This window comes from Nocardiopsis dassonvillei (genome assembly GCF_964273065.1).
GTDB classification, from domain to species: domain Bacteria; phylum Actinomycetota; class Actinomycetes; order Streptosporangiales; family Streptosporangiaceae; genus Nocardiopsis; species Nocardiopsis dassonvillei_B.
The window spans coordinates 5,495,658-5,517,059 of record NZ_OZ186815.1; the positions used below are offsets into that span (position 1 = coordinate 5,495,658).

General features: G+C 72.1%; 18 protein-coding genes. 9 read left to right on the forward strand and 9 right to left on the reverse strand.

The window, feature by feature from the left end; translation table 11 throughout:
* Positions 1-71: 71 nt before the first annotated feature.
* Positions 72-413, forward strand: coding sequence for a hypothetical protein (locus ACSUPR_RS24600; protein WP_436887093.1), 342 nt, complete (start codon positions 72-74; stop codon positions 411-413).
* A 289-nt stretch (positions 414-702) separates the two neighbouring features.
* A complete protein-coding gene (locus ACSUPR_RS24605) occupies positions 703-2,499 on the forward strand; it encodes a carbohydrate-binding module family 20 domain-containing protein (protein WP_436887094.1) in 1,797 nt (598 codons plus the stop codon).
* A 58-nt stretch (positions 2,500-2,557) separates the two neighbouring features.
* Here the strand turns inward: ACSUPR_RS24605 and ACSUPR_RS24610 are convergent, their stop codons facing one another.
* The gene (locus ACSUPR_RS24610; RefSeq protein WP_436887095.1) at positions 2,558-3,136 is read right to left on the reverse strand and encodes a D-alanyl-D-alanine carboxypeptidase family protein; all 579 of its coding nucleotides are present in this window, start codon (positions 3,134-3,136) and stop codon (positions 2,558-2,560) included.
* Positions 3,137-3,301: 165 nt separating this feature from the next.
* Here ACSUPR_RS24610 and ACSUPR_RS24615 point away from each other — a divergent pair, with 165 nt between their 5' ends.
* Both ACSUPR_RS24615 and ACSUPR_RS24620 read left to right on the forward strand, forming a co-directional pair.
* Entirely contained in the window at positions 3,302-3,976 is a 675-nt protein-coding gene (locus ACSUPR_RS24615) for a response regulator transcription factor (protein WP_436887096.1), read from the forward strand.
* Positions 3,973-5,076, forward strand: a complete 1,104-nt coding sequence (locus ACSUPR_RS24620; protein WP_436887097.1) for a sensor histidine kinase — start codon at positions 3,973-3,975, stop codon at positions 5,074-5,076. The genes ACSUPR_RS24615 and ACSUPR_RS24620 overlap by 4 nt, the downstream gene beginning before the upstream one ends.
* Here the strand turns inward: ACSUPR_RS24620 and ACSUPR_RS24625 are convergent.
* Both ACSUPR_RS24625 and glnA read right to left on the reverse strand, forming a co-directional pair.
* Positions 5,073-8,114: a bifunctional [glutamine synthetase] adenylyltransferase/[glutamine synthetase]-adenylyl-L-tyrosine phosphorylase gene (locus ACSUPR_RS24625; RefSeq protein ID WP_436892128.1), complete on the reverse strand. Its 3,042-nt coding sequence runs from the start codon at positions 8,112-8,114 to the stop codon at positions 5,073-5,075. The genes ACSUPR_RS24620 and ACSUPR_RS24625 overlap by 4 nt on opposite strands.
* Before the next feature lie 215 nt (positions 8,115-8,329).
* A complete protein-coding gene (glnA, locus tag ACSUPR_RS24630) occupies positions 8,330-9,754 on the reverse strand; it encodes a type I glutamate--ammonia ligase (RefSeq protein WP_436887098.1) in 1,425 nt (474 codons plus the stop codon).
* Positions 9,755-10,062: 308 nt separating this feature from the next.
* On the opposite strand from glnA, the gene ACSUPR_RS24635 reads away from it, so the two are divergent.
* The 5 genes from ACSUPR_RS24635 to ACSUPR_RS24655 all read left to right on the forward strand — a co-directional run bounded on the left by ACSUPR_RS24635 (position 10,063) and on the right by ACSUPR_RS24655 (position 14,775).
* Positions 10,063-10,533, forward strand: a complete 471-nt coding sequence (locus ACSUPR_RS24635; protein WP_436887099.1) for an RDD family protein — start codon at positions 10,063-10,065, stop codon at positions 10,531-10,533.
* Between the two features lie 153 nt (positions 10,534-10,686).
* Complete coding sequence (locus tag ACSUPR_RS24640) at positions 10,687-12,126, forward strand: LCP family protein (RefSeq protein WP_436887100.1); 1,440 nt, start codon at positions 10,687-10,689, stop codon at positions 12,124-12,126.
* A gap of 220 nt (positions 12,127-12,346) precedes the next feature.
* On the forward strand, positions 12,347-13,756 hold the full coding sequence (locus ACSUPR_RS24645) for an LCP family protein (protein ID WP_436887101.1): 1,410 nt from the start codon (positions 12,347-12,349) through the stop codon (positions 13,754-13,756).
* Between the two features lie 129 nt (positions 13,757-13,885).
* Positions 13,886-14,533 carry a DUF2975 domain-containing protein gene (locus ACSUPR_RS24650; RefSeq protein WP_436887102.1) on the forward strand — a complete coding sequence of 216 codons (648 nt, stop codon included), beginning with the start codon at positions 13,886-13,888 and terminating at the stop codon, positions 14,531-14,533.
* Positions 14,533-14,775, forward strand: coding sequence for a helix-turn-helix domain-containing protein (locus ACSUPR_RS24655; protein ID WP_436887103.1), 243 nt, complete (start codon positions 14,533-14,535; stop codon positions 14,773-14,775). Before ACSUPR_RS24650 ends, ACSUPR_RS24655 begins: the two co-directional genes overlap by 1 nt.
* Before the next feature lie 89 nt (positions 14,776-14,864).
* Here the strand turns inward: ACSUPR_RS24655 and ACSUPR_RS24660 are convergent, their stop codons facing one another.
* The 6 genes from ACSUPR_RS24660 to sucB all read right to left on the reverse strand — a co-directional run bounded on the left by ACSUPR_RS24660 (position 14,865) and on the right by sucB (position 21,367).
* Positions 14,865-15,584, reverse strand: coding sequence for a DUF4191 domain-containing protein (locus tag ACSUPR_RS24660; RefSeq protein WP_436887104.1), 720 nt, complete (start codon positions 15,582-15,584; stop codon positions 14,865-14,867).
* Positions 15,585-15,814: 230 nt separating this feature from the next.
* Entirely contained in the window at positions 15,815-16,762 is a 948-nt protein-coding gene (gene lipA, locus ACSUPR_RS24665; RefSeq protein ID WP_436887105.1) for a lipoyl synthase, read from the reverse strand.
* A gap of 87 nt (positions 16,763-16,849) precedes the next feature.
* Positions 16,850-17,557 carry a lipoyl(octanoyl) transferase LipB gene (gene lipB, locus ACSUPR_RS24670; RefSeq protein ID WP_436887106.1) on the reverse strand — a complete coding sequence of 236 codons (708 nt, stop codon included), beginning with the start codon at positions 17,555-17,557 and terminating at the stop codon, positions 16,850-16,852.
* 9 nt (positions 17,558-17,566) lie between these two features.
* Entirely contained in the window at positions 17,567-18,505 is a 939-nt protein-coding gene (locus tag ACSUPR_RS24675) for a TIGR01777 family oxidoreductase (protein WP_436887107.1), read from the reverse strand.
* Positions 18,506-18,880: 375 nt separating this feature from the next.
* Entirely contained in the window at positions 18,881-19,450 is a 570-nt protein-coding gene (locus ACSUPR_RS24680) for an NADPH-dependent FMN reductase (protein ID WP_436887108.1), read from the reverse strand.
* A 138-nt stretch (positions 19,451-19,588) separates the two neighbouring features.
* On the reverse strand, positions 19,589-21,367 hold the full coding sequence (gene sucB / locus ACSUPR_RS24685) for a 2-oxoglutarate dehydrogenase, E2 component, dihydrolipoamide succinyltransferase (protein WP_436892129.1): 1,779 nt from the start codon (positions 21,365-21,367) through the stop codon (positions 19,589-19,591).
* Positions 21,368-21,402 lie beyond the last annotated feature (35 nt).

Below are 21,402 nucleotides of genomic sequence, written 5' to 3' on the forward strand. Positions count from 1 at the left end.
TCCACCCGATCGTTACGTCAGAGTGTCAGGAAAAATCCACTGTGTACTACGCCGCGTAGTAGCCTAGCGTCATGGACATCCTCTACTCCGCGCTCGTCTTCCTGCACATGATCGGCCTCGCCGGCATCATCGCGGGCTTCCTCATGCAGCTCATGACCGACAACCCCAAGTCGACCAAGGTCCTGCTGCACAGCTCCCTGCTCCAGCTCGTCACCGGCCTGCTCCTGGTCGGCGTGGCCGAGATGGCCGACCTGGGCGAGCTGAACCACATCAAGATCGGCGTCAAGCTGGTCATCTCCCTGGCCGTGGTGGTGCTGGGCGTGCTGAACCTGCGCAGGCCCGCCAGGAACCTGGCGGTCACCGCCGGCGTGCTCGCCATCGTCAACATCGGCGTCGCCGTCTTCTGGGGGTGAACCCCGGCCGGCCCCGGGCCGGCGCCGGAGCGGAGCCCGTGGTCCGCACCGGCGCCGGCCCTTTTTCGTCAGGGGCGCAATTTCTTGCGCGGATGCCCACCGTGACCGGCCGCGACGGGGTGCGATCGGGGCCGGTCCGAGGCGCTCGGGGACTGGGTCCCTTTTTGACGCGCGGGTTCGGGTCTATTCACAAAGCCTTAACGGGCCGGTAGTGTGCTCGGCATCACGCAAATTCTTGCGGTTAACGCAAGAGAATTCGTGACCCCCCGCAAGCGACCCTGGAGCGCCGATGCACCGACGCACCCCCCTGAAAGCGGCCGCCGCCGCAGCCCTGCTCCTCATCCCCCTGACCGCACCCCCCGCCTCCGCGGCGCCCCTGCCCGCCGCCGCGGCGAGCGCCCCCACCACCCCCGACGGCGAGACCCTCGTCCAGCTCTTCCAGTGGAACTGGGACTCCGTCGCGGCCGAGTGCGAGAACTTCCTCGGCCCCCGCGGCTTCTCCGGAGTCCAGGTCTCCCCGCCCCAGGAGCACGTGGTCATCCCCTTCGCCGAAGGCGGGAACCACCCCTGGTGGCAGGACTACCAGCCCGTCTCCTACCGGCTCGACAACACCCGGCGGGGCACCGCCGAGGAGTTCGCCGCCATGGTCGCCACCTGCCGCGACAACGGGGTTCGCATCTACGTCGACGCCGTCGTCAACCACATGACCGGCGACGGCGACGGCGTCGGCAGCGCGGGCACCGCCTGGGCCAAGTACGACCACCCCGACCTCTTCGGGGACGGCACCGCCTCCTACGACCGCGACGACTTCGGGCCCTGCTACGAGGAGATCGCGAACTGGAACGACAAGGAGGAGGTCCAGAACTGCCAGCTGGTGGGCCTGGCCGACCTCGACACCGCCGACCCGCAGGTGCGCGGCCACATCAAGCGCTACCTCAACGGCCTCATCGACCTGGGCGTGGGCGGCTTCCGCGTGGACGCCGCCAAGCACGTCCCCGAGGCGCACATCGCCGACATCTTCGGGAACCTGAACACCGTGCCCGGCTTCGGCGGCACCCCCCGCGTCTTCCACGAGGTCTACGGCGACGCCACCGTCCCCTACACCGCCTACGCCCCCTACGGCGAGGTGACCAACTTCGACTACCAGCGCGACGTCGCGGGCAAGTTCAAGGACGGGAACATCGCCGGGCTGGCGCAGCTGCCGGACTACGGCGGGCTGACCTCCGACCAGGCCACCGTCTTCATCGACAACCACGACACCCAGCGCTACCACCCCACCCTCACCTACAAGGACGGCGACCGCTACCACCTGGCGACCGCCTTCATGCTCGCCCACCCCTACGGCACCCCGGTGGTGACCTCCGGCTACGACTTCGGCGACAACGTCACCGAGGGCCCGCCCAGCATCGGGTACGTCTCCGGTGACCCGGCGGGCTGGATCACCGAGGACACCGACTGCTCCTCCGGTGCCTGGGTCTGCTCCCACCGGCACCCCACCGTCGCGGGCATGGCCGCCTTCCGGGCCTCCACCGGGAGCGCCGGGCTGACCCCGCGGGCCACCGACGGCAGCGGCCGCCTCGCCTTCGACCGCGGCTCGCGCGGCTTCGCCGCCTTCAACGCCACCGGCGGCACCTGGCAGCTCACCACCGACACCTCCCTGCCCGACGGCACCTACGACAACGCCGCGGGCGGCGGCACCGCCACCGTCTCCGGCGGCCGGGTCACCGTCCAGGTGCCCGCCGACGGCGCCGTGGCCCTGCACGTCGACGGCGAGTGCGAGGACGACTGCGGCGGCGGCGCCGACCCGGGCACCCCCGGCGGCACGCTCAACGCCGTCGTCCACACGAACTGGGGCCAGGAGGTGTACGTGGTCGGCTCCACCCCGGCCCTCGGCTCCTGGGACCCGGCCCGGGGCGTGAAGCTGTCCACCGACGCCGCCACCTACCCCACCTGGACCGGGGCCGTGACCATCGGCACCGGCACCGAATGGAAGCTCGTCAAGATCGACGGCTCCGGGAACGTCGAGTGGGAGACGGGGTCCAACCGGACCGGCCCCGCCGCCACCGTCACCTGGAACCGGCGCTGACGGACGGCCCCGCCCGGCCGGCGCCCCCGTGCCACGACTCCTCCGGCACGGGGGCGCCTCAGCGCTTCTCGGAGGCGTCGGTGACCGGGTGCGGACACGGCTCGCCCGGCTCCACGGCCAGCTCGTAGTGCCACAGCTCGTTGGCGTAGGTCTGGCACAGCCCGTACTCGTGCCCGAACCGCGAGAACCAGTCCGCGGCGTTCGTGTACCCGATGTCCACCGCGTCCCCGCTCACATGGGCCGACCCGGTGGGCGGGGCCACCCACCGGCGCGCCTCCTCCTCGTCGCCGTGCTCGCGCAGTGCCTCCTCCCACAGGTGCTCCTGGTAGCGCTCGCTGCGCCAGCCGCCGGTCACGACCACCTCGTCGATCCCGGCGTCCAGCGCCGCCGCGGCGGCCTCGCGCACCGCCGCCAGCAGCTCCGGGTCGAGGTTGTCCAGCGCGGGGACGTCGGCGTCGACCGCCAGCCCCTCGCCCACCGGAACGTACCCGTCCTCCTCGGTCAGCGGCTCCGAGGAGCCGGGCGGCCCCGGCAGCCGCATCGGGGCGCCCCCGCCGGTCTCCGGGACCGCACAGCCCCCCGACACCAGCACGGCCGCCACGGCCGCGGACACCGCCCAGCGTTGCGGTCCACCCACGGATCCCCCTCGTCCCGGGCCGGACCCCTCGCCCGGCGCTCGGGAGCCACACCACCAGGGCGGGTGTTGCGCCCGTGTCGGGTGAACACGCAACACTTCCGCAACAGGGCGCGCTTCTAGACTCGGAACCGGACGGCCCGGGGGCCGCCGCGACAGGGGGAGAGCATGCGCGTACTGGTCGTCGAGGACGAGCCCTACATGGCCGAGGCACTCCAGGCGGGCCTGCGCCAGGAGGCGATCGCCGCCGACGTCGCCCCGGACGGCGACCGGGCGCTGGAGCGCATCGCCGTCAACGACTACGACGCCGTCGTCCTGGACCGCGACATCCCCGGCGTGCACGGCGACGAGGTGTGCGCCGTCCTGGTCCGCGACCACCCCGGCACCCGGGTCCTCATGCTCACCGCCGCCGGGCGGCTGCGCGACAAGGTCGACGGGTTCTCCCTGGGCGCCGACGACTACCTCACCAAGCCGTTCGCCCTCGAAGAGCTGGTGGTGCGCCTGCGCGCCCTGGCCCGCCGCCCGACCGCCGCCGTCGGCCCGGTGCTGCGGGTCGGCGACCTGCGCCTGGACCCCTACCGGCGGGAGGCCCACCGGGGCGCCCGCCCGCTGCGGCTGCCCCGCAAGCAGTTCGCCGTCCTCGAACTGCTCATGCGCGCCGACGGGGCCGTGGTCACCGCGGAGACCCTGCTGGAGAAGGTGTGGGACGAGCACGCCGACCCCTTCACCAGCGCGCCCCGGGTCGCCGTCTCCCACCTGCGCAAGGCCCTGGGCGGACCCGACCCCGTCGTCACCGTCCCCGGCGTCGGCTACCGGCTGGTCGACCCCGGGCGGGAACGGTGAACCGGGCCCCGCAGCGGCGCCCGGGACTGCCGGTCAGCGCCCGCCTGCGCCTCACCCTGGGATATGCCGCCTTCCTGGTCGTCTCAGGGATGGCGGTCCTGGCCGGGGTGTACGTCGTCGTCCGCTACATCCCCGACTACCCGCTGACCACCGCCGACCCCAGCGTGGCCCACGTCAACATCACCTCCCGGGGCCAGATCCTGGACGCCCTGGTGGACGTGACCCTGTGGGTGCTGCTGGCGCTGGCCGTCATCGGCCTGGCCGGCGGCTGGCTCCTGGCCGGGTGGGTGCTCAGACCCCTGCACCGCATCGACGCGGCGGTCCGCACCGTCGCCACCGGCCGCCTGGACCACCGCATCCGCCTGACCGGGCCCGACGACGAGTTCCGGCGGCTGGCCGACGCCTTCGACCACATGCTCGACCGGCTCCAGGACGCCTTCGCCGTCCAGGAGAGGTTCGCCGCCAACGCCTCCCACGAGCTGCGCACCCCGCTGGCCGTCACGGCCACCATGCTCGACGTGGCCCGCCGCGAACCCGGCCACGACCCCCTGATCGACCGGCTGAGCGAGGTCAACGCCCGCGCGGTCGGCCTCACCGAGGCGCTGCTTCGGCTCGCCGACGTCGACGCCGTCACCGCCGCCGCCGAACCCCTGGACCTGGCCGAACCCGTCCGGCGCGCCGTCGCCGACGCCCGCGAGGAGGCCCGGCGGCGCGGTGTCGACCTGCGCCTGGACGCCTCGGCGGCGCCGGTGACGGGGGACGCCGAGCTGCTGCTGCGGCTGGCCGACAACCTCGTACGCAACACCCTGCGCCACAACACCGCGGGCGGTACCGCGGCCGTCTCCGTCGGCCGCGCCCCGGACGGGTCCGCCGTGCTGCGCACCGAGAACACCGGGCCCGTCCTGGCCCCGGAGACCGTCGCCCGGCTCACCGAGCCGTTCCTGCGCGGCGAGGGCCGCACCCGCCGCGGCGGAGGGGGCCACGGACTGGGCCTGGCCCTGGTCTCCCGGGTCGTGGACGTCCACGGCGGCACCCTGGACCTCGTCCCGCGCCCCGGGGGAGGCCTGGCCGTCACCGCCGTCCTCCCCGGCCGCCCCTAGTCGTCGTAGAACACCCGCTCCATCACGGCCCGCGCCCGGCGGGTCGTCCGCAGGTAGGTCTCCGTCAGCTGCTCGGAGGGCCCCTCCCACAGGCCCTCCTCGTCCTGGGCGCTGCGGCAGCCCATCGCCGTGGCCAGCGCCGCCCGCACCCGCAGGTCGGTGGGCAGGGAGTCCCCGCCCCGGCCGCGCACCAGCATCACCATGCCGCGCACCCGCGAGGCCAGCCGCCAGGCCTGCTCGAGGACCGCGCCGTCGTCGGCGGTCAGGAATCCGTGGGCGACCGCCACCTCCAGCGCCTCCAGGGTGCCGGTGGTGCGCAGGTCCGGGTGTTCACGGGCGTGGCGCAGCTGTACCAGCTGGGCCACCCACTCCACGTCCGACAGGCCGCCCCGGCCCAGCTTGGTGTGCAGGGTCGGGTCGGCGCCCCGGGGCAGCCGCTCGGACTCCATGCGCGCCTTGAGCTTGCGGATCTCCAACACCGCCGACGAGTCGATACCGCCCGCCGGATAGCGGATCGGGTCGATGAGCTCGGTGAAGGCGGACCGCAGCCGAGGGTCCCCCGCCACCGGCCGGGCCCGCAGCAGCGCCTGGCTCTCCCACACCTGCGCCCAGCGGCCGTAGTACGCGGCGTAGGAGTCCAGGGTGCGCACCACCGGGCCGCTGCGGCCCTCCGGCCGCAGGTCGGTGTCGACCTTCAGCGGCGGCTCGGCCGCGGGCATCTCCAGCAGCCGCGCCAGCTCCCGCACGACCGCCATCGCCTGCCGGGTGGCCGCGGTGGGGTCCGCCCCCGGCAGCGGGTCGTGCACGTACATCACGTCGGCGTCGCTGGCGTAGGTCAGCTCGCCGCCGCCGAACCGGCCCATCGCGATCACGCACACGCGGGTCAGCTCCTCGCCGTCGGCCTCCAGGACCCGGGCGGTGGCCACCCGCAGGGCGGCGTCGATGGTCACCGCGGCGATGTCGGTGAGGGCCGCGCCGACCTCCCGGACGTCCGAGACCTCCAGCAGGTCGGCGGCGGCGGTGCGCAGCAGCTCGCGGCGGCGCAGGGCGCGCACGGCCGACACCGACTCCTCGGCGGTGTCGTAGCGGCGCAGCGCCGCGTCGGCCTCGGCGGCCAGCACCCCGGCGTCGCGGCGCACCAGGTCGGCGTCGTCGGCGAGCACCCGGATCGCCTCGGGGGCGCGCAGCAGCAGCTCGGTGACGTAGCGGCTGGTGCCCAGCAGCCACGCCATCCGCTCGGCGACCCGCACGTCGTCGCGCAGCAGCCGCAGGTACCACGGGGTGGTGCCCAGGGAGTCGCTGACCTGCCTGAACCCCAGCAGTCCGGCGTCGGGGTCGGGGGCGTCGGAGAACCAGCCCAGCATCACCGGCAGCAGGGTGCGCTGTATGGACGCGCGCCGGGACACCCCCGAGGTCAGCGACTCCAGGTGGCGCAGCGCCCCGGCGGGGTCGGCGAACCCCAGCGCCTCCAGGCGGTCGCGGGCCTGCTCCGGGGACAGGCGGACCTCCTCACCGGGCAGTTTGGCGACGGCGTTCAGCAGCGGCCGGTAGAACAGCTTCTCGTGCAGGCGGCGCACCTCGGCGGCGACCTTGCGGCGGGCCTCGGTCAGCTCCCGCACCGGGTCTGCGGTGAAGCCCAGGGCCCGGCCCAGCAGGCGCAGCTCCGCCTGCCCGTCGGCGGTCCCGCCGTCGGGCATCAGGTGGGTGCGGCGCAGCCGCTCCAGCTGCAGCAGGTGCTCCAGGCGGCGCAGGAACCGGTAGGCGTCGGCGAGCCCGGTCGCGTCCTGGCGGCCCACGTACCCGTGCTCGGACAGCGAGGCCAGGGCCACCAGGGTGGTACCCGACCGCAGCCGGTCGTCGGCGCGCCCGTGCACCAGCTGGAGGAGCTGCACGGAGAACTCGATGTCGCGCAGCCCGCCCGGGCCCAGTTTGAGCTCCCGGTCGGCCTGCCCGGCGGGGATGTGCTCCAGCACCCGGCGGCGCATCGCCTGCACGTCCTCGACGAAGTCCTTGCGCGACGACGCCTGCCACACCATGGGCGTGATGACGTCCATGTAGGCGCGGCCCAGCTCCATGTCCCCGGCGATGGGCCGCGCCTTGAGCAGGGCCTGGAACTCCCAGGTCTTGGCCCAGCGCTCGTAGTAGGCGCGGTGCCCCGACAGCGGGCGCACCAGCGGCCCGTTCTTCCCCTCCGGGCGCAGCGCCGGGTCCACCTCCCACAGGCTGCCCTCGGCGTCGGTCTCCACGGGGACCCGCATCATGGCGGTGGCCAGCCGGGTCGCCGAGCGCATCGCCGCCTGGTCGTCCACCGGCTCCCCGCCCTCCGGGGCCGCGGCGGGTTCGGCCACGAAGACGACGTCCACGTCGCTGACGTAGTTGAGCTCGCGGCCCCCGCACTTGCCCATGCCGATGACGGCCAGGCGGCAGCGGGCCGCGTCCTCGGGGTGCTCGGCGCGGGCCACCGCCAGCGCGCCGTCCAGCAGCGCCGCGGCCAGGTCGGCCAGCTCGGCGGCGACCGCGTCCACGGTGACCAGGCCGGTCAGGTCGCGGCCCGCCAGCCGCAGCACCCGGCGGCGGTAGGCGACGCGCAGGGCGTGGCGCAGTTCGGCGGCGGAGCGGGTCCCGGACAGGTCGGCGGCCGGGGCGGGGGAGTGGGGGTCGGCGCCCACGGTGTGCAGCAGGCCCCGGCGCAGCTCCTCCGGGTCGGGGGTGCGGGCGGCGTCGGCGCCGCGCAGCTCCCGCCAGTCGCCGGGGTGGCGCACCAGGTGGTCGGAGAGGGCGGTGCCGGTGCCCAGCACCCGGCACAGGCGCTCCCGCAGGGCGGGGTCCTCGCGCAGGGCGTCGCGCAGGGTGTCCGGGTCGGGGTCGCTCTCCAGGACCCGGAGGAGTCCCAGCAGCGCCTGGTCGGGGTCGGGGGCCGCCGCCAGGGAGTCGATCACGACCGCGTCGGAGGGGGAGCCCAGCCCCGCCTCCGTCACCAGCCGCAGGGCCCGCGGGCTGTCGCTGAAGCCGCGCCGAGCGAGCGCGCCTGCCGTCATGGTGTTCTTTCCGTCCCTTGCCACGCGTCAACGGTAGCCGCACGGCCGCCGACGGGCCGCACGGCGCGGGGCCGGAACACCTCCACGCGCTCCCGTCACCGGGTTCGCCCGGGAATGGTCCGGAACCGGGTCGGGGCCGGTATCCGAACGGATACCGGCCCCGGAGAGGAGGACGCGCCACCGGGCGCGCCGCTCCGAGGAGCTGTTGCTACGGCCTAGATGTCGTAGTAGAGCTCGAACTCGCGCGGGTGGGGGCGCAGGCGCAGGGAGTCGATCTCCTCGGTGCGCTTGAAGTCCACGTAGGTCTCCAGGAGGTCCTTGGTGAACACACCGCCCTCCAGGAGGAACTCGTGGTCCTCCTCCACCGCGTTGAGCGCGTCGTCCAGCGAGGCCGGGACGGTCTTGATGGCCTTGGCTTCGGCCGGGGGCAGCTCGTAGAGGTCCTTGTCCACGGGCTCCGGCGGCTCGATCTTGTTCTTGATGCCGTCGACGCCGGCCATGAGCATGGCGGAGAAGGCCAGGTACGGGTTGGCCGACGGGTCCGGCACGCGGAACTCGATGCGCTTGGCCTTGGGGTTGGAGCCGGTCAGCGGCAGGCGGATGCACGCGGAGCGGTTGCGCTGGCTGTAGACCAGGTTGATCGGGGCCTCGTAGCCCGGCACCAGGCGGTGGTAGGAGTTCACCGTCGGGTTGGTGAAGGCGAGCAGCGCCGGGGCGTGCTTGAGCAGGCCGCCGATGTAGTAGCGGGCGGTGTCGGACAGCTGGCCGTAGCCGGACTCGTCGAAGAACAGCGGCTCGCCGTCCTTCCACAGGCTCTGGTGGCAGTGCATGCCGGAGCCGTTGTCGCCGAACAGGGGCTTGGGCATGAAGGTCGCCGTCTTGCCCGCGTTGTTGGCGACGTTCTTGACGATGTACTTGTACAGCTGCACGCGGTCGGCCTGCTGGAGCAGGGTGCCGAACTTGATGCCGATCTCGGCCTGGCCGGCGGTGCCGACCTCGTGGTGCTGGAGCTCGACCTCGATGCCCGCCTCGATGAGGGTGCGGACCATGTCCGAGCGCAGGTCGCTGTAGTGGTCGACCGGCTCGACGGGGAAGTAGCCGCCCTTGTAGCGGGGACGGTAGCCGCGGTTGCCGCCCTCGAGGGCCGAACCGGTGTTCCAGGCGCCCTCGATGGAGTCGATCTCGTAGAAGCCGGTGTTGGACCGGGTCTCGAACTTGACGTCGTCGAAGATGTAGAACTCGGCCTCGGGGCCGAAGAAGGCGGTGTCGGCGACGCCGGAGCCGCGCAGGAACGCCTCGGCCTTGCGGGCGACGTTGCGCGGGTCGCGGCTGTACGACTCCAGGGTGAGGGGGTCGTGGACGAAGAACGTCATGTTCAGCGTCTTGTACTTGCGGAACGGGTCCAGGACGCCGGTGCTCAGGTCGGGGAGCAGCAGCATGTCGGACTCGTGGATGGCCTGGAAGCCGCGGATCGACGAGCCGTCGAACATCTGACCGTCGGTGAACGTCGAGGCGTCGACGTTCTCGGTCGGGAGGGTAACGTGGTTCACTCCCCCGAACAGGTCCGTGAAACGGACGTCGAGGAACTTGACGTCCTCGTCCCGGATGAAAGCGAGCACCTCGTCGACGCTGCTGAACAAAACGAACCTCCGTGCAGGTGGCTGAGACGACGGGATCTGCGGGCCGCTCCATCGCGGACGTGGCGGATCATCGCGGCGTCTCCCGGCTTCGCTGACGAAGCTAGGAGCGCGGGGTTTCCACGCCGTGTCTCCATTGTTTCCTGCATGTTACGGACCCCGGTGTTTCCGCAGACCACCCTGTCCGAGCCGGTGATTCCGGCGTGTACCGGGCGAAAACAGGGCATGCGGCGCGTTCGGTGTGGTCTGCGCCACCCCGCCGGGCGGTCCCCGGTACGGGACCGCGCCCGGCGGTGGATACCGTGGAGGGCATGAGCGAGGACAGGCGCGGAGCGGCCGCGACCGACGACTTCCGATACCGCGGCAACCGGCTCGGCCTGCCCGAGCACGGCCCCGGGTCGGTGCCCGGTGTGGGCCGCCGCCTGGCGGGGCTCCTGCTGGACTGGCTGCTGGCGCTCCTCATCGCCGGGGGACTGTACTCGGCGGGCGTGGTCGGCGCCGGGGTCACCGACGAGCAGCAGGTGACCAGCCTGCTGAGCAACACCGCGCTGGTGGTGTTCGCCGCCATGAACATCGTGCTGCTCACCCTGTTCGGCACCTCGGTCGGCCGCCGCCTGGTCGGTGTCGGGATCAAGGCCACCGGGGAGCGCCCCTGGCCGTGGTTCGCCTCGATGGCCGTGCGCACCCTGCTGCTGTGCCTGGTCGTCCCGGCCGTCATCTACGACCGGGACACCCGTGGCCTGCACGATCGCGCCGCCGGGACCGTGGCCGTCCGACTCTGAGCCACCCGGCCAGGTCACGGGTGGATTCACGCCGTTCCCTGTGCTGTTAACATCCGATTCTCGGTCACATCGTCCCGGGACGGTGTGATCCCCTCATCGGACGCCGCGCGTCCCCCTCCCTCCCGGGCCTCACCGCACCCCTCGAAGGTTCGCATGGCTGGAAAACGCTCCGCCCCACGCCCCGCAGGTGTCCTGGACGCCGTGCGCCTGTCCGTGGGGCAGTGGGTCGCCTGTGCGGTCACCGCGCTGTCGATCGCGGGGACCCTGGGCGGCTACCTCTGGTACCAGGGCATCGCGAACAACATCACGACGGCGCAGGTCGACACCGACGCGTGGGACCGGCCCACCAGCGTCGAGGGCGTCATGAACCTGCTGGTGATCGGCTCGGACGTGCGCTCGGGGGAGAACGCGAACTACGGCGAGGCCGAGGGCGAGCGCCCCGACATGATGCTCATCGCCAGCATCAACGTCGACAGCGGCACCGTCACCATGGTCAACCTGCCCCGCGACCTGGTCGTGGACCTGCCCGCCTGCGAGGCCGTCGAGGGCTATCCCGGGATGGCCGCCCAGAGCGGCATGATCAACTCGGCGATGACCTTCGGCGGCGTGGGCTGCCAGTGGAACACCGTCGAGCAGGTCACCGGGGTCCACCTGGACCACTTCGTCATGATGGACTTCACCGGGTTCAAGGACATGGTGGACGCCGTCGGCGGCGTGCGGATGTGCATTCCCGCGGCGATCGACGACCCCAAGGCCCACCTGACCCTGGCGGCCGGCGAGCAGACCCTGGACGGCGAGCAGTCCCTCGGGTACGTGCGCTCCCGCTACGGCCAGGGCGACGGCAGCGACCTGTCCCGCATCGAGCGCCAGCAGCAGTTCATGGGCGCCATGCTGCGCCAGGTCCTCAGCAGCGAGGTGATGACCAGCCCGCTGGCCATCACCAACTTCCTCAACGCCGTCACCGAGTCGGTCACCGCCGACGACGAGTTCACCGTCGACACGATGACCGACATCGCGATCTCCATGCGCGAGGTCGACCTGAAGAAGATCCAGTTCGTCACCGTGCCCAACGGCCAGCACCCGGCCGACCCCAACCGGCTGGCGCTGAGCCAGCCCGCCGCCTCCGAGCTCTTCACGGCCATCAACTCCGGCGCCGACCTGTCCGGGGGCGACGGCGAGGAGAAGGAGGAGAAGGAGGAGGGGGCCGATGACGCGCCCGCGGCGCCCTCGCCCTCCGAGATCTCCCTGGAGGTGCTCAACGGCACCGGGATCGAGGGCCTGGCCGGTCAGGTCGCCGAGCGGCTGACCACCGACGGGTACGTGGTCACCGGCACCGGCAACCCGCAGGCCCGCATCCCCTCGGTCACCACGGTCTACTACGCGCCCGGCCAGCAGGCCGCCGCCGACCTGCTGGTGAAGTCGCTGGAGACAGCGGTGACCGAGGAGGCCGCCGGGCTCACCGGCACCCTGGAACTGGTCATCGGCTCGGACTGGACCGGGTTCAAGGGCGACGAGGCCGACGAGCCGGAGATCTCGGTCACCGAGGACCTGGGCGGGATCACCGCGGAGGAGGAGCCCGAGAGCGCCTGCTGACAAGGGAGGGGCATTCCGGTCCAGGGGGTTCGTTACCCTTACTTGACCGAAACCGGGGCTTCGGCGTACCGTGCGGTAGCGCTCGGCCGTGATCCCCGCGTGACCCTCGTGCACCCGGGGCCGGTCCGCTCCCCCCTCCCTTGTCCCTGAACGGATCGCAGGTGCCCTGTTGGCTCCCAGACACGTGTCCAGAACCGCGAGGTCCACGGCGAAGGCGTGGATGTCCCCGGGCCAGTGGGCGGCCTGCGGACTGACCGGCGTCGTCATCGCCGCCAGCCTCGTCGGCTACGCCGGCTACCGCGACGCCCTGGCGGTGCAGACGGAGGACATCGACACCGACGCCTGGGGCGACCGCCCGGCGCAGGTGGAGGGCATCCACAACATCCTCCTGCTGGCCACCGACGAGCGCGCGGGCGAGGACGCCGAGTACAGCGTCGCCAACGGTGTCCGGCCGGACGTGCTGGTCCTGGTCAACATCGACGTGGACAAGGGCGGGGTGACCATGGTCAACCTGCCCCGCGACCTCATGGTCACCATGCCCGGCTGCGACCCGGTCGAGGACAAGCCCGGTATCGCCGCGGGCACGGTGGACCAGCTGAACCACGCCATGTTCTACGGGGGCATGGACTGCCAGGGCAAGACCATCGAGAACATCACCGGCGTCCACCTGGACCACATGGTGCTCGTCGACTTCGCGGGGTTCCAGGCCATCGTGGACTCCATCGACGGGATCGACATGTGCATCCCCGAACCGCTGGTGGACCCCAAGGCCAAGCTCGACCTGCCCGCCGGGGAGCAGACACTGGACGGCACCCAGGCCCTGGCCCTGGCCCGCTCCCGGGAGACCACGGAGAACGGCAGCGACCTGGACCGGATCAAGCGCCAGCAGCAGATGATCGGCGCGATCCTGCGCAAGGTCACCACCGGCGAGGTCATGTCCAGCCCGGCCACGCTCTACGACTTCTTCGGCTCGGTCACCGACAGCATGACCACCGACAGCGAGTTCGGCGTCGACCAGATGGCCGAGCTCGCCATCTCCATGCGGGAGGTGGACCTGGGGCGGATGAACATGGTGACGGTCCCGGTCGAGGACTACAACGACGCCAAGGTCCAGCTCCAGGAGCCCCAGGCGTCCGAGCTGTTCGCGGCTGTCGCCGCGGGCGAGGCCACCAGGGCGGAGGAGAAGGAGGACGAGGCCCCGGAGGAGTCCGAGGAGGACCCCGGGGAGTCCGTCTCCCCGGCCGACGTCTCGGTGTACATCGTCAACAACCAGGGCACCCAGGGCCTGGCCGCGCAGGTCGAGCCGCTGCTGGCCGGGCTGGGCTTCACCGTCACCGGGTCGGGCAACCCCACCACCCGGGCCCCGCAGCAGACCACGGTCTACCACGCCCCCGGCCAGGAGGCGCAGGCGCAGGCGGTGGCCGACGCCCTGGTCGGCGGAGCGCAGACCGAGGAGGCGGCGGACCTGTCCGGCCCGGTGGAGCTGGTCATGGGCACCGACTGGCAGGGCGTACGGCTGGACGGCGCCGACGGAGCCGACCGCGGTGACGGCGGTGACGGGGAGTCCGCGGACGACCCGCTGGCGGGGCTGTCGGGCACCTCCGCCGACCAGGCCGTCGACTGCGGGTAGCGGTACCGGCACCGCAGGGCCCCGGCTGCGCCGCACGGCGCGCCCGGGGCCCTCGTCGTACCCCCCCTTTGGCAGAGGAAGGCTTATCGTTTATCGTTAGTATCGAAAAACGATAAGATGGAGGAGAACGTGACGACGAAGTCCCCCTTCCGCTGGAGCCGTGCCGACTCGCTCGTCCTGCGGGTGCTGCTCGGCGGCTTCCTCGCGTTCCAGGCGGTCCGCGCGATCGTCCTGCTGCTCTGGATCCCGGGGGCCCTGCCCGCCGGGACGCTGGGGCTCAACGCCCTGCGGCACTGGCTCCCGGCCGACACCGACCCGCTTCCGGCGCCGGTCACCGTCACGGGCGAGGCGAGCGCGCACACCGGGCAGGACCTGGTCCTGGTGTTCCACGACCCCACGCCGGCCGAGCGTCTCCTGCTCGCCGTGCCCGACCTGCTCGGAGTGGCGGCGATGGTCCTGGTGGCCTTCCTCCTGCTGCGCATGGCCGGAACCCTGAGCGCGGGCGACCCCTTCGTCCCGGCCAACGTCCGCCGGCTGTACGCGATCGCCCTGACCGTGATCACCGGTGCCCTCTCCGTCCCCTTCGCGAAGGCGTTCGCCGGAATGCTCCTCCAGGACCGGGTGGTGGAGTCGGAGGCGCCGGTCCTGTTCGCTTTCGAGGTGACCTTCGGAGGGGCCACCGGGGCACTGCTCCTCGCCGGATTCCTGCTGGTGGGTCTGGCCGAGGTGTTCCGGCGCGGCACGCGGATGCGCGACGACGTGCGGGGGCTGGTCTGATGCCCCCCGAGGAGGACGAGGGCGCGGACATCGTCGTCCGGCTGGACGAGGTGCTCGCCGCGCGCGGGATCACCCTCACCGAGCTGGCCGCCCGGGTCGGGATCACCGTGGTCAACCTGTCGGTGCTCAAGAACGGCCGGGCCCGGGCCATCCGGTTCAGCACCCTGGCCGCGCTGTGCCGGGAGCTGGACTGCCGTCCCGGGGACATCATCGACTACGCCCCGGCCTCTGACCGGGCCTGAGCGGTCATCCCGCGCACGGCGAAGGGGGCGCGCACCGGACCATCGCCGGTGCGCGCCCCCTTCCGCGGCGCAGGAGGTGCCGGTGCGGGTCAGCCGCCGCCCTGGCCCCGCATGCCCTTGGGCATCTTGGCGTTGCGGGGCAGCGGGCCCTTGGGCATCTGCATCTTGGCGGGCAGCGCGCGCAGCCGGTAGTTGAGCTGGGCGACGTCCTTCTTGTCGAGGGTGCGCGGCAGCTTGACCAGCGTGCGCTGGAGCTTGGACAGCGGGACCTGGTCCTCGCCGTTGCCCACCTTGTAGTCGTAGATGGGGGTGTCCAGGGCCACCCGGGAGACGCGCTTCTTCTCCGCGGCGATGAGCGACTTCAGGCGGTTCGGGTCGCCCTCGCCGACCAGTACGACCCCGGGGCGGCCCACCACGCGGTGGACCACGTCCTGCTGGCGGTTGGCGTTGACCGCGAACTCGGTCGACCAGTTGCCGCGCATGTTGTCCAGGATCGCCGCGCCCGCGCCGATCTGGCCGTCCAGGATCTGGTACTGCACGCGCTGCGCCGAGCGGGTGAAGATGATGAAGCCGGTGAGCAGCGCGATCGGCAGACCGGTCAGCGGCCACAGGATCCACGAGCCGGTCACGACGCCGATGACGACGAACACGGCGAGGACGAGCACCGCGACGCCGACGGCCAGCGGGATGCTCCGCGGGCTCTGGCGGTGGACGACCTTGGCGACCATGCCGATCTGCTTGAGCCGGCCGGGCTCCTTCTTGTCCTTGCCCTGGGCGGGTGCTGTGCTCTCGGAACCCTTTTTCGCCATCGTGCTCTCAGGCAGCGCGCACCGACGGACCGTCGGCGGGGAGGGAGATCCCGAAGCTGCCTTGCCTCCTTCTACCTACGCGGTCGACTCGTGCGGCGCCCTTCGGCGCCACCTGGCGGGGCGCCCTGTCGGACCCCCAGGATATGCGGCCGGACCCGGATGCGCGGAACGGTGGCCCTGGGGCCACCGTTCCAGCTTGGTCACGACTCGGGTTGAACACCCGTTATGTGCTACTTCGTCAGTGCTGCGGCCTCGGCGTCACGCTTCTCGCGCGCCTGCTGGTACAGGCGCCCGGCCCGGTAGGACGAACGCACCAGCGGACCCGACATGACACCGGCGAAGCCGATCTCCTCGGCCTCCTCGCCCAGCTCCACGAACTCCTGGGGCTTCACCCACCGGTCGATCGGGTGGTGCAGCTTGGAGGGGCGCAGGTACTGGGTGATGGTCAGCAGGTCGCAGCCCGCCTCGTGCAGGTCGCGCATGGCCTCGCTGATCTCCTCCCGGGTCTCGCCCATGCCCAGGATGAGGTTCGACTTGGTGACCAGGCCGTCCTCGCGCGCCTTGGTGATGACCTCCAGCGAGCGCTCGTAGCGGAAGCCCGGGCGGATGCGCTTGAAGATCCGCGGCACCGTCTCCACGTTGTGCGCGAGCACCTCGGGGCGGGACCCGAAGACCTCGGCCAGCTGGTCGGGGTCGGCGTTGAAGTCCGGGATGAGCAGCTCGACGCCGGTGCCCGGGTTCAGCTCGTGGATCTTGCGCACCGTCTCGGCGTAGAGCCAGGCGCCGCCGTCCTCCAGGTCGTCACGGGCCACACCGGTGATGGTGGCGTAGCGCAGCTCCATCGTCCTGACCGACTCGGCGACCTTGGTCGGCTCCATGCGGTCCAGCGCGGTGGGCTTGCCGGTGGCGATCTGGCAGAAGTCGCAGCGGCGGGTGCACTGGTCACCGCCGATGAGGAAGGTGGCCTCGCGGTCCTCCCAGCACTCGTAGATGTTGGGGCAGCCCGCCTCCTGGCACACCGTGTGCAGGCCCTCGGACTTGACCAGGGAGCGCAGCTCGGAGTACTCGGGCCCCATGTGCGCCTTGATCTTGATCCACGGCGGCTTCTTCTCGATGGGGGTCTCGCTGTTGCGCGCCTCCACGCGCAGCAGGCGGCGGCCCTCAGGAGCGATGGTCAACGTGAACCCGTTCCCTTCTGTGCCCCGCGGACCGGCTGACCCTCGTGGGGGCCGGGTCGTGCGGGGACCGGCTCATGGTGTGGTGTGTCATCCCCGGGCGGCGACGGGGCCGGACAGGAGTCCGGCGCCGTCGGTGTGGCTGTACTGCTGTGCGCCCAGGACGTCCGCCAGGTGGCGTTCCATCAGCGGCCGCACCTCGGCGACCGGGACGTCGCGCCCCAGTTCGGCGGTGAGCGAGGTGACCCCGGCGTCGGAGATGCCGCAGGGGACGATCCGGTCGAACCACGACATGTCATTGTTGCAGTTCAGGGCGAGCCCGTGCATGCCGACCCCGCGGGCGATGCGGCAGCCGATCGCCGCGATCTTGCGCTCGATGAGCCCGCGACCGGGATCGGCGTCCAGCCACACCCCCGTGCGCCCCTCCACCCGCTCGCCGGTGAGGCCGTACTCCGCGATGGTGCGGATGATGGCCTCCTCCAGCATGCGGACGTAGGCGATCACGTCGATGGGGTCCTTCAGCCGCACGATGGGGTACACCGTGAGCTGGCCGGGGCCGTGCCAGGTGATCTTGCCGCCACGGTCGATGTCCACGACCGGTGCGCCCGGGTCGGTGATGGGACGATCCCACCTCCCGGTGCGCTTGCCCGCCGTGTACACGGGTTCGTGCTCCAGGAAGAGGACGGTGTCGGGCACCTCGCCGGCGACGCGGCGTTCGTGGAGCCGCTTCTGCAGGTCCCAGCCCTCCTGGTAGGGGACGGGGGTGTCGCCGAGCCATGCGTAAACGAGATCACTCACACATTCACTCTACGCCCCGGCGGAGGGCAGCGGTCTGGCCAGGATGTCGGATAGCGCACTGTCGATGGTGGGAAGTGTGAAGGAATAACCTTCCTTGATCAGGCGTTCGGGACGCCCCCGGAGGTCCAGCAGGGCGGTCTCCTCCGCGTAGTCCCCCAGGGTGGCCCGCAGCGCGGTCGCGGGGACCCGCAGGACCGCCGGGCGGTCCAGGGCGCGGGCCAGGGCCTCGGTGAACGCGGCGTTGCTCACCGGCTCGGGGGCGCACAGGTTGACCGGCCCGGTGATGTCCGGGCGGTCCAGCAGGAAGCGGATCGCGTCGACGGCGTCGCGCGTCGCGATCCACGTCATGTACTGGGCGCCCGAGCCGATCCGGCCGCCCAGGCCGGCCCGGTACAGCGGCAGCACCGACCGCAGGTAACCGCCGGAGCGGTCCAGGACCACCGCCATCCGCAGGTGGACGGTGGATATCCCCACCGACGGGTCCGCGGCCTCGGCGGCGGCCTCCTCCCAGTCCTCGCAGACCCGCGCCAGGAAACCGGTGCCGGCCGGGTCCGCCTCGGAGACCACCCGCCCCCCGGTGTCCCCGTAGAACTGCATGCCGGAGGCGGCCAGCAGCCGCGGGGGAGGGGCGTCCATGCCCGCCATCGCCCGCACCAGCGTCCGGGTCCCGCGCACCCGGGCCCGCCGGATCGCCTCCTGCCTCCCCCGCTGCCACGGCGTGTGCGGCAGCGGGGCCCCGGACAGGTGCACCACGGCGTCGGCGCCGTGCAGCGCCACCGTGTCCACCCGCCCCTGTTCGGGGCGCCACTCGGCCTCCTCCAGCCGCGACCGGTAGACCGGCCGGGGAGCGCGCCGCACCATGCGGACCACGTGGTGTCCGTCGGCGAGCAGCGCCTCGACCAGTACCGCTCCGACGAGTCCAGAAGTGCCCGTGATCGCCACTTTCATGCTCAGGTGTCTACCCGGCACGGGAGCGAGTACCGGCGGGCGGGGGTGCCTTTGCCCGGTCGGCTGGATTTTTTCTCGGGGAGTTTCGCCAAAGTCCTGCGGAGCGGCCCCGCGGTCTTCTACTTTGAACGTGGGACATGGAACTCCGCGTCAATGCGGAGTCACCGTGGGCGACGCGTCGTCGGGCTGGCTGTCGCGTCCACCCCGAAGACCTTTGATGATGGGGATCATCAGGGGATGGTGATTGGTGGGGTAGAAAGACGGGGCGGCGCCGCAAGGCGCCGCCCCGTCCACTGTTCCCGTCCCGGGTCCGCGCTCCGCCGCCGGTCGGGAACCGGCAGCCCCCGGCGGGTACTCCACGGCCCCGCTCCGGTCTCAGGCGGGGTAGGGGCGGCGGTCACGGGCCTCGCGCAGGGCGAGCGCCCACCAGGCGAGCTCGTCCAGCAGGAGCCCGGCCGCGGCGTCGGCGCCCGCCATCCCGGGGGAGGGCCGCCCGTCCGCCTCGAACAGCGAGCCCGCGTTGTGCAGGCTCACCGTGTCGCGGATCGTCGCCACGTGCAGCTCGGAGAAGACCGTGCGCAGCTGCTCGATCGCGCGCAGGCCGCCGGACATCCCGCCGTAGGAGACGAACCCCGCAGCCTTGCCGAACCACTCGCGGCGTGCCGAGTCGATGGCGCTCTTGAGCGGGCCCGGATAGCCGTGGTTGTACTCGGGGGTGACCACCACGAACCCGTCGGCGGCCGCCACCCGGGGGCCGAAGTCCGCCACCGGTGTGCCGTGCCCGTGCCCGTAGCGCTCGTCGACGGGCAGGTCCGCCACGTCCAGGACGTCGATGTCCAGGTCCGCCCGGCTCCGGGCCAGGTCCACGAACCAGCGGGAGACCGCCGGCCCCGTGCGTCCGTTCCGGTTCGCGCCCAGGATCACCGCGATCCGCAGGTTGTCCATGTGTGAGGTCCTTGTGCCGTGCTGTCGGTGCACCAACGCTAAAACCTCAACAGCTGTAGAGGTCAAGTGAATGTGAGCTTTCACGCCGGAGGCCGGGCACCGTGCGGTACCCGGCCCCCGGCGTGGAGCGGCGGACCGCTAGGCCAGGCCCAGCTCGCCCTCGAAGCGGCCCTCCTCCAGACGGTCCCCGACCGCCTTCAGGAAGCGGCCGGCGTCGGCACCGTCGATGAGGCGGTGGTCGAAGCCCAGCGAGAGGTACACCATCGAGCGCACCGCGATGACCTCGCCGCCCGAGGCCGGGTCCTCGACCACGACGGGGCGCTTGACGACGGCGCCGGTGCCCAGGATCGCAACCTGCGGCTGGTTGATGATCGGGGTGCCGAACAGCGCCCCGGTGCCACCGGTCTCGGCGATGGTGAACGTGCCGCCGCCCAGCTCGTCCGGGCCCAGCCGACCGGTGTGGGCCCGCTCGCTCAGGTCCGCGATGGTGCCGGCCAGAGCGCTCAGGCCGAGCTTGCCCGCGTCCTTGACGACCGGGACCAGCAGGCCGCGCTCGGTGTCCACCGACACGCCCAGGTTCTCGACGTCGTGGTAGGTCACCTCCTGCTTCTCCGCGTCGATGAACGCGTTGAGCTTGGGGTGGGCGCGCAGCGCCTCCACGGTGGCCAGGGCGAAGAAGGCGAAGAAGTCCGGCGCCGTCCCGCCCTGCTCGGCGGCCCGCTCGCGCAGCCGCGCGATCTTGGTGACGTCCACCTCCAGGACCTGGGTGGTCGTCGCCGAGACGTGCAGGGACTCCACCATGCTGTCGGCGATGTACTTGCGCAGGCGGGTGAGCTTCTCGGTGCGGCCGCGCAGCGCCGAGTCGTCGGACTGCTTGCGCGGGGCCGAGGACGGCGCGGTCGGGGAGGCGGCGCGCGCGGCGGCGGCCTTCTGCTCCTCGGCCGCCTTGAGCACGTCCTGCTTGCGGATACGGCCGCCCACGCCGGTGCCCCGGACGCGGCTCAGGTCCACGCGGTGCTCGGCGGCGAGCTTGCGCACCAGCGGGGTCACGTAGCCCTCGGTGCCGGTGTCGGTGCCCGACGGGCCGGTGCCGTTCAGGGTGCCGATGTCCACCGACGGTGACTCGTTCTCCGCTACGGGCTCGGCCTTGCGCTCGAACTTCGGCTCCGGCCTGCTCTCGGGCTCGGGTTCCGGCTTGCTCTCCTGCCTCGGCTCGGATTCGGCGGCCTTGGCCGTGGCCGCCGGTTCCGGTGTGGCGGCAGGGGTCTCGGAGGGGGCTGCGCCCTCGCCGCCCTCACCGCCGATGACGGCGATCCGCGCGCCGATCTCCACGGTCTCGTCCTCCTGGACGAGGACCTGGGTGAGCACGCCCGCGACCGGGGAGGGGATCTCGGTGTCCACCTTGTCGGTGGAGACCTCAAGGAGCGGCTCGTCGACCTCGACGCTGTCGCCCACGTTCTTCAGCCACTGTGTGACAGTGCCCTCCGTGACACTCTCACCCAGGGCCGGCATGGTCACCGACGTCTCGGGGCCCGCGGCGGTCGGTGTTTCCGGCGCTCCGGCCGCTTGCCCGGCCCCGGGCTCCGGTGCCGGCGCGGTCTGCGGCTCCTCCGGCTCCTGCGGCTCTTCTTCCTTCCGCTGCGGCTCCTCCTGCTCCTCTTCGGCGGCGGGAGCCGGAGCGGTGGCGGCGTCCTCGCCCTCACCGCCGATGACGGCGATCTTCGCGCCGATCTCCACGGTCTCGTCCTCCTGGACGAGGATCTTGGTGAGCACGCCCGCGACCGGGGAGGGGATCTCGGTGTCCACCTTGTCGGTGGAGACCTCAAGGAGCGGCTCGTCGACCTCGACGGTGTCGCCCACGTTCTTCAGCCACTGGGTCACGGTTCCCTCGGTGACGCTCTCACCCAGGGCGGGCATGGAAACGGATGTCGGCATGGGTTCCTCGTTGGATA